The sequence below is a fragment of the Bacillus sp. SJS genome, assembly GCF_000732485.2.
Taxonomy (GTDB): Bacteria; Bacillota; Bacilli; order Bacillales; family Bacillaceae; genus Metabacillus_B; species Metabacillus_B sediminis.
The window spans coordinates 358160-374638 of the sequence record NZ_JAQV02000031.1 but is presented as its reverse complement, the minus strand read 5'-3'; the positions used below and the strand labels follow the sequence as shown (position 1 = coordinate 374638).

Sequence of the window (16479 nt, the reverse complement as noted above, 5' to 3'; positions counted from 1 at the left end):
TTTGCCGGACTGATTTTTTTGGTTTGATCAGCCAGAGTCTGCGTTCCGATAAAGGATGGCTCCTGTCAGGAACCTGTACGGAGGGGCATTTGGTTAGTTTAATCAGAATGGTACTTGCATTATATCCTGCGATTCCAAAGGGTACACTGCTTTTCTAAATTAATCATGGCTCTTTTCTAGGAAGTGAGATAAAATATGAACTGTATGCATAAAACGCATAATGTTATCTTAAAGAGTGTGAATTGAGAGGTTTGATAAGGATGAAGTTGACTGATTTGCTTTCCCGTTTGCATTTTGGAAAAATAAATGTAAGCGAGGATCCTGACATTGAATCGATAGAGATGGATTCTAGAAATGCAGGAAAAGGAAGCCTGTTTATCTGTATTAAAGGATACACGGTAGATGGCCATCATTTCGCAAGGCAGGCAGTAGACATGGGAGCCGCCGCTGTTATCGCAGAGAGAGAGCTGGATCTTCCTGTACCTGTCATCATCGTACCTGATTCAAGCAGAGCGATGGCTGTACTTGCAGATGCATTTTACGGACAGCCGACCCAGAAACTTCATTTAATTGGAGTGACCGGCACAAATGGGAAAACAACAACCGCCCATTTAATTGATATGGTTATGCAGTCTGCCGGAAAGAAAACCGGTATGATTGGCACGATGTACATAAAAATCGGGGATGAAACCCTGGAAGTTAGAAACACTACCCCGGAAAGTCTGACTCTGCAAAAGACTTTTAAAAGAATGGCAGATTCAGGGGTATCGAATGCCGTAATGGAAGTATCCTCTCATGCCCTTCATATGGGCAGAGCCCATGGGTGCGACTATGATGTGGCTGTATTTACAAATCTTACACAGGATCACCTTGATTATCATGGAACGATGGATGCTTATAAACAGGCGAAAGGTCTGCTGTTTTCCCAGCTTGGAAATACTTTTAACCATCAAAACCCTAAATTTGCGGTTCTAAATCAGGATGACCCTGCTACTGAGGAATACAAAAGCATGACGGCAGCCCATATTCTTACCTATGGTATTGATCAGAAGGCGGATATTATGGCTTCTGATATAAAAATGACGTCAAGCGGAACGGCTTTTCTCCTGCAAACTCCATACGGTTCGCGAACGATGAAACTGAAACTCATCGGTAAATTCAGTGTGTACAATGTCCTTGCTGCAATCGGTGCTTGCTTAGCATCTGGCATCTCACTAGAAACAGCGGCTGCTGCTCTTGAGAAAGCAGATGGTGTAAGAGGGAGATTTGAGCTTGTAGATGCCGGTCAGCCATTTACGGTTATTGTTGATTATGCACATACCCCGGACAGTCTTGAAAATGTGCTGACAACCATCCAGCAGTTTTCTTCCGGGCGTACTTTTGTTGTTGTAGGCTGCGGCGGGGAACGCGACAAAACGAAGAGGCCCATCATGGCTCAGATTGCTGTGAAATATGCAGACGAACCAATCTTTACATCGGATAATCCAAGAAGCGAGGATGCCCTTGCGATTCTGGCCGATATGGAAAATGGGGTTCGGAATTCCTATTACCATTCTATCGCTAACAGAGAGCAGGCGATTTATTTCGCTGCTGCAAATGCACGTCCTGGTGATGTAGTCCTCATCGCAGGAAAAGGGCATGAAACGTATCAGCAAATAGGTGACAAAATTTATGATTTTGATGACAGGGAAGTGGCACTGAAAGCCATCAGCACCCTGAAAATCAGTCAGAGCGCAGCGCAAGATCATGAAAGAGAGCAGTGAAGAAAATGGAAATGTTAAATCGTTGTAAACATATTAGATCAGCAGAAGCATATGATGGTCTCAAAGAGACAAGGATGGAGCTTGAAGGAGGAAAACGCAGTGCTTGAGCAAGTCATTTTATTTACCATTATGATGGGGTTTTTAATAAGCGTCCTGCTTTCTCCTATCTTTATTCCATTTTTAAGAAGATTGAAATTTGGACAAAGCATAAGGGATGAAGGACCGAAATCCCATATGAAAAAATCAGGGACGCCGACGATGGGCGGAATTATGATTATTCTATCCATTATCGTGACGACGCTGGTTATGACTGGGAAATTTTCAGAGCCAAGTGTAGAAATGTGGCTTCTGATTTTTGTTACCTTCGGATATGGCGTCCTGGGCTTTCTCGATGATTTTATAAAAGTGGTCATGAAGCGCAATTTGGGTCTGACCTCCAAGCAGAAGCTTATTGGCCAGATCATGATTGCCATTGTTTTTTATCTTGTATTCAGGCAATACAACTTTTCAACAGAAATTAGAGTCCCGGGAACAGAATTTGGATTCGATCTTGGCTGGGCCTATGTTTTATTAATCGTATTCATGCTTGTCGGCGGATCTAATGCAGTTAATCTTACAGACGGACTTGACGGACTTCTTTCAGGAACGGCTGCGATTGCATTTGGTGCATTTGCCATTTTAGCCTGGAATCAGTCTCAGTATGATGTGGCGATTTTTTCAGTCGCTGTTGCAGGGGCAGTACTTGGATTCCTTGTTTTTAATGCCCATCCTGCGAAAGTGTTTATGGGTGACACGGGATCGCTTGCTTTAGGCGGTGCGATTGTGACCGTGGCCATTTTGACGAAGCTTGAAATTCTGCTTGTTCTGATTGGCGGAATCTTTGTTCTTGAGACACTGTCAGTCATCATTCAGGTTATTAGTTTTAAAACAACAGGAAAAAGAGTATTTAAAATGAGTCCGCTTCACCATCACTATGAACTTTCCGGATGGTCGGAATGGCGTGTGGTTGTGACATTTTGGACTGTAGGATTAATTTTTGCCATGATCGGAATATATATTGAGGTGTGGATGTAAGTGAAAACCATTGAATCCTATCAAAAGAAACCTGTACTTGTATTAGGGCTGGCTAAAAGCGGCCTTGCTGCAGCGAAACTGCTTAATAAACTCGGAGCTGCAGTGACGGTAAATGATATGAAGCCGTTTGAAGAAAATGAAGCAGCGAAGGAATTACATGAGCTGGGAATACATGTTGTATGCGGCAGCCATCCTCAAAACTTGCTTGCCGACCGGCAGATTGAGATGATTGTGAAAAATCCTGGTATTCCTTATTCAAATCCGATCCTGCTTCAGGCAGCGGATCAGGGCATTCCGGTTATTACAGAGGTGGAGCTGGCATATGAGATTTCAGAAGCTGACATCCTTGGAATAACAGGATCAAATGGAAAAACAACGACAACTACGCTCGTTTATGAAATGCTGAAGAAAGACGGAAAGAACCCCCTTATTGCCGGAAATATTGGTACGGTTGCCTGTGAAGTCGCAGAAAAAGCGAAGTCTGATCAGGTCATCGTAATGGAGCTTTCATCTTTTCAGCTTCAGGGCACCCTTTCATTCAAGCCTTCTGCAGCTGTCATCTTGAACTTATTTGATGCTCATTTGGATTACCATGGAACGAGAGATGCCTACGCTCAGGCAAAAGGCAAGATCTACGAAAATTTAACCTCCGCAGATGCTGCAGTCATAAATGCAGATGATAAGGAAGTGTGCAGACTTTCTGAGGAGACGCAGGGAACTAAATTTTATTTTTCGGTAAAACAAAAGCTGGATCATGGTGCGTTTATTCATGAGGATGCAATTTGGTACAACGAGGAGCGTATTATCGCTGTCAACGAGGTGGTCCTTCCAGGGAAACACAATCTGGAGAATATCCTTGCTGCGGTTTCGCTGGTGAAAACAAGAGGCTGTTCAAATGAGGCAATCTGCAGCGTCCTTACTTCTTTTTCAGGTGTTGTTCACAGATTGCAGTTTGTACGTACCTTGAAAGACCGTAAATTTTATAATGACTCCAAAGCAACGAATATCCTTGCGACCTCAAAAGCTCTGGAAGCATTTGATCAGCCTGTCATTCTGCTTGCCGGCGGACTGGACAGGGGAAATGAGTTTGATGAGCTCAAACCGGCTATGAAAAACGTCCGGGCATTGATAAGCTTTGGTGAGACAGCCCCTAAGCTCGAGAAGACTTGCAGAGAACTCGGAATAGAAGTGATTAATCGTGTCGATAATGTGGAACAGGCAGCCGGCGCGGCTTATGAACTTTCTGAAGCGGGGGATGTGGTTTTGCTTTCTCCTGCATGTGCAAGCTGGGATCAGTATAAGACATTTGAACAAAGAGGAGACATGTTTGTCCGCGCCGTGCATAAGCTAGAATAAGGGCTCGTACCAGTTAGAGCCTGACCTTTAGAGGAAATAGAGGTGTGCGGCTTTGACGGCGAAAAGGACGACTCCGGATTTTATATTGATTATTGTGACGCTTTTGCTTCTGACGGTTGGTCTCATTATGGTTTACAGTGCAAGTGCAATCTGGGCAGATTATAAATTTGATGATTCCTTTTTCTTTGCAAAAAGGCAGCTCCTTTTTGCCGGAGTAGGTATTGCCGGGATGTTCTTCATTATGAATGTGGACTACTGGACGTGGAGAACGTGGGCAAAAATCATTCTTTTAATCTGTTTTGTACTGCTGATTGCGGTCTTGGTTCCAGGGATTGGAATGGAACGGAATGGATCCAGGAGCTGGATAGGTGTAGGTGCATTTTCGATTCAGCCTTCTGAATTTATGAAGTTTGCCATGATTATCTTTTTGGCTAAATATCTATCAGAACATCAAAAAAAAATAACGTCCTTCAAAAAAGGTTTGATTCCTTCATTAGGACTTGTGTTTATTGCATTTGGCATGATCATGCTGCAGCCGGATCTTGGTACTGGAACCGTAATGGTAGGAACGTGTATTGTCATGATCTTTACGGCAGGTGCGAGAATATGGCACTTTGGATTTCTTGGACTGCTTGGTGTTGGCGGATTTACTGCTCTGGTCCTTTCCGCTCCTTACCGAATGAAAAGGATCACGTCTTTTCTGGATCCATGGCAGGACCCATTGGGCAGCGGTTTTCAAATCATTCAGTCGCTTTACGCCATTGGACCTGGCGGATTGTTCGGAATGGGTCTGGGCCAAAGCAGGCAAAAGTTTTTTTACTTGCCTGAGCCGCAAACAGATTTTATCTTTGCCATTTTATCTGAAGAATTAGGTTTTATCGGCGGATCACTGGTCTTGCTTCTATTCTGCCTGCTGTTATGGAGAGGAATCCGAATTGCACTTGGCGCTCCTGACTTATATGGAGCATTCCTGGCAGTGGGAATCATTGCAATGGTCGCCATTCAGGTGATGATTAATATAGGGGTGGTCACTGGAATGATGCCTGTAACCGGAATCACCCTTCCGTTTCTAAGCTACGGCGGTTCTTCCCTGACGCTCATGCTGATGGGAATCGGGGTCTTGCTAAATATCAGCAGATATGCAAAATATTAAATAGAATATAAACTTGATGAGGCTGACCCTGCTTAAACGAATGGCTCCTGTGTGAGCATTCTTTAGCTATAGGGCCAGCCCATCCCATTTTCCCCTTTTTTAACGGGGTGAGGAGGAACATAAATGAAGGTAGCTGTGAGCGGCGGCGGTACTGGAGGACATATATATCCTGCACTTGCTCTGATCAAGGAAATGAAAAAGAAAAACCCGAATGCGGAATTTCTATATATAGGCACAGAAAAAGGTCTTGAAAAAAGGATCGTTGAACGAGAAAACATTCCTTTTAAAGCCATTGAAATTACAGGATTTAAACGGAAGATTTCCATGGATAATGTTAAGACCGTAATGAGGTTCTTAAAGGGTGTTCAAACGAGTAAGCGTTATTTAAAGGAATTTAAACCGGATGTTATCATTGGAACAGGCGGATATGTATGCGGGCCTGTCGTTTACGCAGCGGCGAAAATGAAAATTCCTGCGGTCATTCATGAGCAGAATAGCCTGCCTGGTTTAACGAATAAATTTCTTTCAAGGTACGCTGATAAGGTTGCCATTTGCTTTGAGGAAGCGAGAAGCTATTTTCCTGCTGATAAAGCCGTCATGACAGGCAATCCCCGGGCTTCAGAGGTAGCTGGAGTAAACGGAGAGAAGGGCAAGCTTTCAGCCGGATTACAGCCGGGAAGGAAATCTGTACTCGTCTTTGGCGGAAGCCGGGGTGCAAGACCCATTAATAAAGCGATTCTCGAAGTGCTTCCGGAGATTGGAAAAAGAGATTACCAGGTTCTCTACGTTACAGGAGAGGTCCATTACAGCCAAGTGGCGGAAGAAGCGAAAGCACTTGGCTCGCCGGATAATGTTATAATCAAGCCATTTATTCATAACATGCCTGAAGTCCTTGCTGGAACGGATTTAATCGTAGGGCGTGCAGGTGCCACGTCTATTGCTGAGATCACTGCACTGGGACTGCCTAGCATTCTCATTCCAAGTCCTTATGTGACAGCCAATCATCAGGAGGTTAACGCAAGGTCCTTGAGTGATAAGGGTGCGGCTGTACTCATGCTGGAAAAAGACCTGAATGGAAAGGCGCTTCTGCGTGAAATGGATAAGATTATGAATGAGGAATCCATTCTTATTGCAATGAGAACGGCTTCTTCAGAAATTGGGATGCCTGATGCAGCATCAAGACTGGCGGAATTGCTTGAAGAAGTTTCTGTAAAAAAATAAGATTCTTTTTGTTTATAGGAGGGTATTATGGAAAACGTCATCAAAGAACTGGAACAGGCAGATATCGGGAAAGTATTAGTCAATGAGCCTTTATCCAAACATACGACGATGAAAATTGGAGGACCGGCAGACTGTTTGGTGCAGCCGAAGGATATTGAGAGTATTGAAACCATTATACGCATTGTGAAAAAACATGGCGTAAAATGGCGGGCAATCGGAAGGGGCTCAAACCTTCTGGTAGCCGATCAAGGAATTGAAGGGGTCGTAATAAAGCTTGGAGATGGACTGGACCATATGGAAATTGATGGGGATATCCTGACCGTCGGCGGCGGTTACTCCGTCATAAAGCTTGCTACGATTATCAGTAAAAAGGGGCTTTCCGGCCTTGAATTCGCAAGCGGTATTCCCGGGTCGATCGGCGGAGCTGTTTATATGAATGCGGGAGCACATGGTTCTGATATGAGCAAAATCCTGGTGAAAGCACGTGTGCTGTTTGAAGACGGAACAATGGACTGGCTGACGAATGAAGAACTGAATTTTTCCTATCGGACCTCTTTGCTTCAAAAGGAACGACCGGGGATTTGCCTGGAGGCTGTTCTAAAGCTTGAAGCAGGAGTTAAAGAGGACATCGTGAAAGTCATGCAAAAAAATAAGGATTACCGCAGAGATACTCAGCCGTGGAATTTCCCGTGCGCAGGGAGCATATTCCGCAACCCGCTTCCGGAATATGCAGGAGCATTGGTGGAAAAAGCAGGCCTTAAAGGATATAAACTCGGCGGAGCTCAGGTTTCGGATATGCATGGCAATTTTATTGTGAATGCAGGCGGGGCAACTGCTGAGGATGTATTGAATCTGATTGCTTTTATTAAAAAAACGATTATGGAGCAGTACGGAACAGAGCTTGAAACCGAGGTTGAAATTATCGGGCGAAATTCCTGAAGAATGTTCTTAAATATCCGCCTATTGTGCTATAATGACTAATATAGGAAAATTGTAAAACGGCATCCTTGTATGCCGTTTGTTTATATTTCCCATTCTGTTTTGAGTGAATATTTCATGAAGGGTGACTGGGAATTTGAATAATCGAATGGAACAGGAAAAAATTGTTTCGATCGAAGACCGCATACCTAAATTGAAACAGCAGCGCAAACAAAAAACAAATAAGCGGCTTACTTTATTTCTTTGTCTTTTCTTTATTTTGATTCTTCTCGTCGTCTATTTCCAATCGCCCCTAAGTAAAATTTCGGCTATTGAAGTGGCCGGAAATGCTCATGCCACCGGTGAATCCATTTTAAAACAGAGCGGGGTTTCCATTGGGACAGGCTTTTGGAATTTAAACGGGGAGCAGGCAGAGAGAGAGATCAAAAAAATGAAAGAAATAAAATCTGCCCGGGTTTTGAAGACGTTCCCCAATAAAGTGACACTTCAGGTCGAAGAGTATAAACGGGTGGCTTATGCGGAAAAGAACGGCTCCTTTATGCCAATCCTTGAAAACGGAGTTGTATTGAAGTCAGATGAAAAATCTCTTCCGTCGGATGCTCCAATTTTAATCAATTGGAAGGATGCCGATCAAATTCAGGAAATGGCTTCCGCTCTGCTTCAAATCCCAAAGCCGATTGCATCATCCATTTCTGAAATCTATCATGCTCCGGAAAAGAATGATTCATGGCATATCACGCTTTATATGAACGAGGGCTATGTAATCAGCGGATCTGTTAGGAATATTGCAGACAAAATTAAGGCCTACCCTTCGATTGTATCTCAGCTGAAACCAGGTACTAAAGGGATCATTCATATGGAAGTAGGGACATACTTCGAGTCCTTTGAAAAACCTTCAGACAGCAAAGATAAAAAAGATCAGGGAGAAGAATTAAATGAAGCCCAAGAGTAAGTATGTTCTGCTTTCCATTGTCATGCTTGTTCTAGGCTATCTAATTTCATTTTCTTATCAGCTGACAAATGAGAAGAAGCCTGGTAGCATGTCAGCTGAACAATGGGATAAAGAGTATGAATCCAGACAGCTCCTCATTGAACAGGAAGAGAAAAACCTGAAGCTTCAGGCAGCACTGCAGAAAAAGCAAAAGAATGTTCAGGATTATGAGAAAAAGCTTAAAAAGGATAAACAGGCTGCCAGCGGTCTAGTTGAACAAATTGAAAACTTGAGAATGTATGTTGGCGAAACTGGAGTCAAAGGGGAAGGTGTTCAAATTACCCTTGAAGATTCCTCATACATACCTGCGGACGAAAACGCCAACAATTACATCGTTCATGAGAGCCATATTTTCAAAGTCATCAACGAGCTCCTTATTTCGGGTGCTTCTGCTGTTTCCATTAATGGCCAGCGAATTTCAGCAGACTCGTATATTTTCTGCAATGGGCCGGTTATTAATGTTGACGGAAATCAGTTTCCGGCACCGTTTGTCATCTCAGCAATTGGAGATCCGGACGTCATGATCAGCGCTTTTACGATATCCGGCGGCATTTCAGAACAGCTTGTTTATGACAATATCGTTGTGAAATCGGAAAAGAAAAGTGAGATTACCATGAATTCAATACTTCAGGGTGACAGGAAATCCTGATCTTTCATGTAAAGTAAGGAGTAAAGAATGTGTCAGGCAGGAAGAAAATAATGGGCTACACCGTCATCATGGGTCTATTCGGATTTATGCTATCCGTCCAATTTTTATCCATAAAGGAACCTGTTACAAGGGATACAAGAGACCTGTGGGAAATCAGAGAGCAGCTTAAAGAGGAGCAAAAGCAGCAATCAGACCTTCTGGAGGAAATCAGGAAATACGATAAGCTTCTGAATACGTACGACACCATGGGAGGAGAAGAACGGGAGCAAGCCTTAAAAAAAACGCTGGATGAGCTCAAAATACAAGCTGGTTTAACCGAAGTAAAAGGGGAGGGAATGAACCTCCGTCTTGAGCCATTGTTTAGCCAGGACCTAATTGGGGAAAATACGATATCTGTCTCACCTGATTTACTTAGAAAACTGATTAACGAACTAAACACATATGATGCAGAGCATATTTCCATTAATGGACACAGGGTGTCTAGTACAACCGTTATCAGAGACATTAATGGAGTGACAAAGATGGACGGCTATGAATTGGATACACTGCCAATTGAAATCAAAGTCATCGCAAAGGATGCAAATAAGCTTTTTGACAGAGTTAAAGTGTCAAGCACACATGATTTGTTTGCAGTCGATAATATTAAGCTGACAGCGGAGAAACCCAGGGAAGACATAGTCGTTCCCGGCAGCGACAAGAAAATTCGTACGGGGGAATTGAAGCCCTATGAGAGCGGCAAAGGGGGAGGAAATTGATGTGGCTGCCTGTACTTGGGCTGATTTTAGGAATTGCTCTGGGCTTTTCCACAGAATTTAAAATCCCTGCTGAGTATTCGAATTACCTGTCCATAGCGATCCTGGCTGCTCTTGATACATTGCTTGGCGGAATACGCGCCCAGCTGCAGAATATATATGATGAGCTGGTATTCGTATCTGGGTTTTTCTTTAATATTCTCTTAGCTGCAGCTTTAGCTTTTCTAGGTGTCCATCTTGGTGTAGACTTATATCTGGTGGCGATTTTTGCCTTTGGAGTAAGATTGTTCCAAAACATTGCGGTCATCAGAAGGATTTTAATCTCAAAGTGGAGTGATTCCAGACAAAAGGTGAAAAAAGTTGATTAAAGTAGAGGGAAAAATGCATCTTTTGACGAATAATTTCTTATAGCATCATTTATGTCTAAGAAAAAAGTGAATTCAAGCAGGGTGCATAAGAAATACCCAATTTAAATTCAATAGGCATGGGCTCTAAAGGCTGCGAAGCGAGCTGTTCAATGCGCGGTCTCAAAATGTTCATGCTGCAGATTGTAAAGTTGTCCATCAAATAATAGAATAGGAAATGTAGAGAGAGAAGGAGGTGCCATAGAATGAACAACAGTGAAATCTTCGTGAGTCTCGACATCGGTACATCCAGTGTTAAAGTCATAATCGGGGAAATGGCCGACGATGCTTTAAACGTAATCGGTGTGGGGAATGTAAAATCAGAAGGATTAAAAAAAGGTTCAATCGTTGATATAGACGAAACCGTTCATTCTATTAAAAAAGCCGTGGAACAAGCGGAACGCATGGTAGGAATTCCCCTGAAAAGAGTGGTTGTGGGAGTTGCAGGCAACCATGTACATCTTCAGGACTGTCATGGAGTGGTTGCTGTTTCAAGTGAAAACAGAGAAATAGCGAATGAAGATGTCCGCCGTGTGATTGAAGCGGCTCAGGTGATGTCCATTCCTCCTGAACGAGAAATTATTGACGTTATTCCCCGTCAGTTCATCGTTGACGGTCTGGATGAGATAAATGATCCCCGCGGAATGCTCGGGGTTCGTCTTGAAATGGAAGGGACAATCATTACCGGTTCCAAAACAATCTTACATAATCTGCTCCGCTGTGTTGAAAGGGCGGGGCTTGAAATAACAGACATCTGCCTTCAGCCTTTGGCTGCCGGTTCTGTAGCATTGTCTCGTGACGAGAAAAATCTTGGAGTTGCCATGATTGATATTGGCGGCGGCTCTACAACCATTGCTTTATTTGAGCAGGGGCATTTGCGTACTGCTTCCGTCCTTCCAATCGGAGGGGAGCATTTGACAAAAGATCTTTCCATCGGGCTTCGTACAGCAACAGAAGAGGCGGAAAGAATTAAAGTCAAACATGGACATGCTTTTTATGATCTTGCTTCACCTGATGAAGTATTCGAAGTGTCCATTATTGGAACCGATCAAAAACAGCAATTTAATCAACTGGAAATCTCTGATATTATTGAAGCGAGACTTGAAGAATTATTTGAGATGGTCCAGCATGAGCTTATGAGGCTGGGTGTGAGAGACCTTCCAGGAGGTTTCGTATTGACTGGCGGAACAGTAAGCATGCCCGGAGTTCTTGAACTTGCCCAGGATATGCTGCAAAGCAGTGTGAGAATTGCAAGCCCTGATTATATCGGGGTAAGAGAACCCCGATATATGACAGGAGTCGGGCTCATACAATTCGCTTATAAAAATGCTAAAATTCAAGGCAGAAGAATTGGCTCCAATGTTTCACAGGAAGTCTATACTGAACAGGCAGCCGCTGTCCGGGAGGAACCGACTCAGCGAAACAGCAGCAAACCAAAAACAAATGAAGAAAAAAAACAAAGCAAAGTGAAAAAGTTTTTCGGCTACTTCTTTGAATAAAAAGATCAACAAGAAGTGATTGATGGATTAGGAGGATTAAGCATGTTAGAGTTTGAAACGAATATTGACGGTCTTGCAACCATAAAAGTAATTGGGGTAGGCGGAGGCGGAAACAACGCTGTAAACCGAATGATTGAACATGGTGTTCAAGGGGTAGAATTTATTGCCGTTAATACGGATGCACAAGCATTAAATCTATCAAAAGCGGAAGTGAAGATGCAAATAGGTTCCAAGCTTACAAGAGGGCTTGGTGCAGGTGCAAACCCTGAAGTAGGCAAAAAAGCTGCAGAAGAAAGCAAAGAGCAGATTGAAGAAGCACTTCGCGGTGCGGATATGGTCTTTGTTACTGCAGGGATGGGCGGCGGAACCGGAACTGGAGCGGCTCCGGTTATTGCTCAAATTGCCAAGGATCTAGGAGCACTAACAGTTGGTGTTGTTACACGTCCATTCACATTTGAGGGAAGAAAGCGTGCGATGCAGGCATCAGGCGGAATTTCTTCAATGAAAGAATCAGTAGACACGCTGATTGTTATTCCAAATGACCGCTTGCTTGAAATAGTAGATAAGAATACACCAATGCTTGAAGCGTTCCGTGAAGCGGATAACGTTCTCCGTCAGGGTGTACAGGGTATATCTGACCTGATTGCGGTTCCTGGTCTAATTAACCTTGACTTCGCAGATGTGAAAACGATTATGTCCAACAGAGGGTCCGCACTAATGGGAATCGGTGTAGCAACTGGTGAAAGCAGAGCGGCAGAGGCTGCTAAAAAAGCGATTTCCAGTCCGCTTCTTGAAACGTCCATTGATGGGGCACAAGGCGTTCTTATGAACATCACAGGCGGAACAAACCTAAGTCTTTATGAAGTTCAGGAAGCTGCAGACATCGTAGCATCCGCATCTGATCAGGAAGTCAACATGATCTTTGGATCTGTTATTAACGAAAACCTGAAAGATGAAATCGTCGTAACGGTTATTGCAACAGGGTTCAGCGAACAGGAAATTAACCCTGGCAAACAGCCTCGCTTTGGAGGAAGCACGCAAGCACCTCAAACTCCTAAACCGGCTATGCCCCAAAAGCGTGAACGGGAACGCGATATGAAGCGTGAGGAGCCATCACCTTATAATGAAAATACCCGCCAGCAGCAGCCTGATGATGCTCTGGATATTCCGACTTTTCTTAGAAACCGGAACAGAAGACGATAATATTCCTTTAAAAAGAGCCTGGCATACCTGCCTGGCTCTTTTTGCATGAAATAAAATAAGCCAAAATAAAGGCCAACCCAGCCAGCCTGCGCCTGTAGAAAGGAATAAAACGATTAAACTAAGAACCCTTCCCTTCCGACAAAACCCCTTAAAAAAACACTGTTTTCCCCTTCATGAATTGACAGACTTCCTCGGACGATCTCATTATACTTAGGGCTATATCCTGCTATTTAGACAATCTGGAACCTGTCATGGAAGAGGGTTAGACATTGTCCGTATATTTAGATGTCATATGGATGCTTAATTTCCTTTTTGATCTGTTTCTTCTGATGCTTACTGCTTCCTTACTGAAGAGGCCAAAAGTTTGGTATAGGCTTTTATTGGGCGGTTTCATAGGTTCAGCTATCATTCTTTTTATGTTTACACCCCTTGGGCCGTTCTTCAGTCATCCTGCAGGAAAGCTTTTCATCTCTGTCCTTATGGTTTGGTCTGCTTTTGGCTTTGTAAGGTTTAAATACTTTTTGCAGAACTGGTTTATGTTTTACTTTTCAACGTTCGCTCTTGGAGGCGGAATTATTGGAGCCCATTATTTTCTGCAGCAAGACAGCTATTTAACCAATGGGATATTAATGACCCAGACAACAGGCTTCGGTGATCCGATTACGTGGATTTTTGTTGTTATTGGCTTTCCTCTGCTTTGGCTGTTTTCAGCAGGGCGCGGAAAGGACGTGCAAGTTAAAAAACTCCAGTATCATGAAATCGTAAAGGTAACAGCCGTCTTTGGAGAAACAATTCTCCCAATGACCGGACTGATCGACAGCGGAAATCAACTATTTGATCCCATCACAAGAACGCCTGTCATGATTGCAGATACGGACAAACTTGCCGGGCTGCTCCCTAAAGCTTTAACAGACAAAGTGATGTCAGGAAATATTCTGGACGATACTCCTGAGCTGGATGATCATTGGCAGCTAAGAATACGGATTATTCCTTACAGGGGAGTCGGACAGCAAAATCAATTTCTTATCGGCCTAAAGCCGGACTCTTTAAAAATTCAAACAGAAAAAGAAGAAGTAAACGTGAAAAAAGCCATTATCGGCTTAAGCTCCTCACAGCTATCAGCTGATGGAGATTTCACTTGCATTGTTCATCCTCAAATGCTCCAGGGGCCATCATCTGCACATGTGTCTTAAATAAGTTTACTCGCGTTTTGGACTTTTAGAAGGGGGAATAAGATGAAAAACCTTAGGCTGAGAATGACGTATTGGTGGTACAAATTATTAACGAAGCTGGGCTTTAAGACAGATGAGATTTATTACATTGGAGGAAGTGAGGCTCTGCCTCCCCCCCTTAATAAAGATGAGGAAGAAATCCTTCTAAAGAAGCTTCCAACAGGAGACCAGGCTGCCAGAGCAATCCTCATTGAAAGAAACTTGCGGCTAGTCGTTTATATTGCCAGAAAATTTGAGAATACAGGTATTAATATCGAGGACTTGATCAGCATCGGCACGATTGGTCTGATTAAGGCAGTCAACACATTTAATCCTGAGAAGAAAATCAAACTGGCTACATATGCATCCAGATGCATCGAAAATGAAATCCTCATGTATTTGAGAAGAAACAATAAAATCCGATCCGAAGTTTCTTTTGATGAACCGCTCAATATTGACTGGGACGGAAATGAGCTTCTCCTATCGGATGTTCTCGGAACAGATGATGATATTATTACGAAGGATCTCGAAGCAAATGTTGACCGTAAGCTTCTCCTAAAAGCTCTTCAGCAGCTGAACGACAGGGAAAAGCAAATTATGGAGCTGCGGTTTGGCTTACAGGGCGGCGAAGAAAAAACGCAAAAGGATGTAGCCGATATGCTGGGGATCTCTCAATCGTATATTTCGAGGCTGGAAAAGCGCATTATCAAACGGTTAAGAAAAGAATTTAATAAAATGGTGTAAAAATTTTTAAATAAAAAGGGTCGAAAAACCCTTTTTTTATTTGGGGAAAATAGTTTTCTTGAAATTTTAGCGTCTTTTCTATGTGCATATTTTTCCAACTCCAGGAAATACTGTTTTTTGTACAGCAGCTCCTGACTGGAGGGAAAGATGTGACACGAAATAAAGTAGAGATTTGCGGAGTAGACACGTCAAAGCTTCCCGTATTAAAAAATGAAGAAATGCGAATTCTCTTCAGAGAGATGCAAAGCGGGGAAAGTTCAGCAAGAGAAAAACTCGTAAATGGAAACCTCAGGCTTGTCTTGAGTGTCATCCAGCGTTTTAACAACAGAGGAGAATTTGTCGATGACTTGTTTCAGGTTGGCTGTATTGGCCTTATGAAATCCATTGATAATTTCGACCTGGGACAGAATGTGAAATTTTCAACCTATGCTGTGCCTATGATTATAGGGGAAATCAGACGCTATTTGCGCGATAATAATCCGATTAGGGTTTCCAGGTCATTAAGGGACATCGCCTATAAAGCCCTGCAGGTGAGGGAAAAGCTGATGACTCAGACATCAAGAGAACCATCCGCAGAAGAAATAGCAAAAGTGCTTGAGGTTCCCCACGAAGAAATTGTTTTCGCGCTTGATGCTATTCAGGATCCAGTTTCATTATTCGAGCCGATTTACAATGACGGAGGCGATCCAATTTATGTAATGGATCAGCTGAGTGATGAGCGGAACCGGGATATCCAGTGGATCGAAGAGCTCGCCTTAAAGGAAGGAATGAGGCGACTTAACGATAGGGAAAAACTCATTTTAAGAAAGCGGTTTTTTCAAGGTAAAACACAAATGGAGGTTGCTGATGAAATAGGAATCTCCCAAGCACAGGTATCGAGGCTGGAAAAAGCAGCAATCAAGCAAATGAATAAAAATATTCAGCAGTAAGCTGGACAAGCCTGAGGGATCCTGCCGGAAACGGAGGATCCCCTTTTATTTAGGCAATGTTATACATTTATGCTGATTTTACAACAAGTGTTGATTGGAGTGGAGGGCGCTGGACTCCGAGCTGAGAGCAACGGGACTGGTGAGACCCCGCAGATGCTCAATCAACAGCCTGGTTTAACAAAGCTTTTTTTAAAACCCAATCTCCTGCTAATGATTGTGTGCGAATACTAACCGAATCCTTTCATACATTGAATAGTAAAAGACTTGTTTGAGAGGAGCGGTAAACATGATGAACATTTCCGAGTTTCAAACAAAGGATATTGTAAATGTGTCAGACGGGAAAAAACTTGGAAGCATTGGAGACTTCGACATTAATGTTACAACTGGAAAAATACAGGCTATTATCATAACCGGACCGGGCAAAATGATGGGTTTCTTCGGCAGAGAAGAGGAATTTGTTATCCCATGGCGAAACATAGTAAAGATTGGGGAAGATGTAATTTTAGTAAGAATGTCTTCTCAGGATACTCCGCTTTAATAAAGCTCATGAAATAATGCCATAAATGATTAATTTTGCCCTTTATTTTATGA

At 43.1% G+C, this 16479-nt stretch carries 16 protein-coding genes; all 16 read left to right on the top strand.

Annotated elements, in window-relative coordinates:
* Nucleotides 1-260: 260 nt before the first annotated feature.
* The 16 genes from AS29_RS19400 to AS29_RS19325 all read left to right on the top strand — a co-directional run bounded on the left by AS29_RS19400 (nt 261) and on the right by AS29_RS19325 (nt 16426).
* Nucleotides 261-1763 (top strand): UDP-N-acetylmuramoyl-L-alanyl-D-glutamate--2,6-diaminopimelate ligase, encoded by a 1503-nt coding sequence (locus AS29_RS19400; protein ID WP_035412942.1) that lies wholly within the window; start codon nt 261-263, stop codon nt 1761-1763.
* A 99-nt stretch (nt 1764-1862) separates the two neighbouring features.
* On the top strand, nt 1863-2837 hold the full coding sequence (gene mraY, locus AS29_RS19395; protein WP_035412941.1) for a phospho-N-acetylmuramoyl-pentapeptide-transferase: 975 nt from the start codon (nt 1863-1865) through the stop codon (nt 2835-2837).
* A complete protein-coding gene (gene murD, locus AS29_RS19390) occupies nt 2838-4193 on the top strand; it encodes a UDP-N-acetylmuramoyl-L-alanine--D-glutamate ligase (protein ID WP_035412938.1) in 1356 nt (451 codons plus the stop codon).
* Between the two features lie 52 nt (nt 4194-4245).
* Nucleotides 4246-5346, top strand: a complete 1101-nt coding sequence (spoVE, locus tag AS29_RS19385) for a stage V sporulation protein E (protein ID WP_035412936.1) — start codon at nt 4246-4248, stop codon at nt 5344-5346.
* Nucleotides 5347-5469: 123 nt separating this feature from the next.
* On the top strand, nt 5470-6567 hold the full coding sequence (gene murG / locus AS29_RS19380; RefSeq protein WP_035412934.1) for an undecaprenyldiphospho-muramoylpentapeptide beta-N-acetylglucosaminyltransferase: 1098 nt from the start codon (nt 5470-5472) through the stop codon (nt 6565-6567).
* Between the two features lie 27 nt (nt 6568-6594).
* On the top strand, nt 6595-7506 hold the full coding sequence (gene murB, locus AS29_RS19375) for a UDP-N-acetylmuramate dehydrogenase (RefSeq protein ID WP_035412932.1): 912 nt from the start codon (nt 6595-6597) through the stop codon (nt 7504-7506).
* Between the two features lie 136 nt (nt 7507-7642).
* Nucleotides 7643-8458 (top strand): cell division protein FtsQ/DivIB, encoded by an 816-nt coding sequence (locus tag AS29_RS19370; protein ID WP_051860849.1) that lies wholly within the window; start codon nt 7643-7645, stop codon nt 8456-8458.
* Nucleotides 8442-9146 carry a DUF881 domain-containing protein gene (locus AS29_RS19365; protein ID WP_035412926.1) on the top strand — a complete coding sequence of 235 codons (705 nt, stop codon included), beginning with the start codon at nt 8442-8444 and terminating at the stop codon, nt 9144-9146. Before AS29_RS19370 ends, AS29_RS19365 begins: the two co-directional genes overlap by 17 nt.
* A 29-nt stretch (nt 9147-9175) precedes the next feature.
* On the top strand, nt 9176-9901 hold the full coding sequence (locus tag AS29_RS19360; protein WP_231889990.1) for a DUF881 domain-containing protein: 726 nt from the start codon (nt 9176-9178) through the stop codon (nt 9899-9901).
* A complete protein-coding gene (locus tag AS29_RS19355; protein WP_035412922.1) occupies nt 9901-10266 on the top strand; it encodes a small basic family protein in 366 nt (121 codons plus the stop codon). The genes AS29_RS19360 and AS29_RS19355 overlap by 1 nt, the downstream gene beginning before the upstream one ends.
* A gap of 242 nt (nt 10267-10508) precedes the next feature.
* Nucleotides 10509-11801: a cell division protein FtsA gene (ftsA, locus tag AS29_RS19350; protein ID WP_035412920.1), complete on the top strand. Its 1293-nt coding sequence runs from the start codon at nt 10509-10511 to the stop codon at nt 11799-11801.
* Between the two features lie 42 nt (nt 11802-11843).
* Nucleotides 11844-13004, top strand: coding sequence for a cell division protein FtsZ (gene ftsZ, locus AS29_RS19345; protein WP_035412918.1), 1161 nt, complete (start codon nt 11844-11846; stop codon nt 13002-13004).
* Nucleotides 13005-13273: 269 nt separating this feature from the next.
* On the top strand, nt 13274-14197 hold the full coding sequence (gene spoIIGA / locus AS29_RS19340) for a sigma-E processing peptidase SpoIIGA (protein WP_035412916.1): 924 nt from the start codon (nt 13274-13276) through the stop codon (nt 14195-14197).
* 42 nt (nt 14198-14239) lie between these two features.
* Entirely contained in the window at nt 14240-14959 is a 720-nt protein-coding gene (gene sigE / locus AS29_RS19335; RefSeq protein WP_035412913.1) for an RNA polymerase sporulation sigma factor SigE, read from the top strand.
* A gap of 149 nt (nt 14960-15108) precedes the next feature.
* On the top strand, nt 15109-15888 hold the full coding sequence (sigG, locus tag AS29_RS19330; RefSeq protein WP_035412911.1) for an RNA polymerase sporulation sigma factor SigG: 780 nt from the start codon (nt 15109-15111) through the stop codon (nt 15886-15888).
* A gap of 286 nt (nt 15889-16174) precedes the next feature.
* Nucleotides 16175-16426 carry a YlmC/YmxH family sporulation protein gene (locus tag AS29_RS19325; protein WP_035412908.1) on the top strand — a complete coding sequence of 84 codons (252 nt, stop codon included), beginning with the start codon at nt 16175-16177 and terminating at the stop codon, nt 16424-16426.
* Nucleotides 16427-16479 lie beyond the last annotated feature (53 nt).

Coding starts and splice junctions, on each gene's coding strand:
- AS29_RS19400 (WP_035412942.1), top strand. CDS start 261: ATGAAGTTGACTGATTTGCTTTCCCGTTTGCATTTTGGAAAAATAAAT.
- murG (WP_035412934.1), top strand. CDS start 5,470: ATGAAGGTAGCTGTGAGCGGCGGCGGTACTGGAGGACATATATATCCT.
- murB (WP_035412932.1), top strand. CDS start 6,595: ATGGAAAACGTCATCAAAGAACTGGAACAGGCAGATATCGGGAAAGTA.
- AS29_RS19365 (WP_035412926.1), top strand. CDS start 8,442: ATGAAGCCCAAGAGTAAGTATGTTCTGCTTTCCATTGTCATGCTTGTT.
- AS29_RS19355 (WP_035412922.1), top strand. CDS start 9,901: ATGTGGCTGCCTGTACTTGGGCTGATTTTAGGAATTGCTCTGGGCTTT.
- ftsA (WP_035412920.1), top strand. CDS start 10,509: ATGAACAACAGTGAAATCTTCGTGAGTCTCGACATCGGTACATCCAGT.
- ftsZ (WP_035412918.1), top strand. CDS start 11,844: ATGTTAGAGTTTGAAACGAATATTGACGGTCTTGCAACCATAAAAGTA.
- sigE (WP_035412913.1), top strand. CDS start 14,240: ATGAAAAACCTTAGGCTGAGAATGACGTATTGGTGGTACAAATTATTA.
- AS29_RS19325 (WP_035412908.1), top strand. CDS start 16,175: ATGATGAACATTTCCGAGTTTCAAACAAAGGATATTGTAAATGTGTCA.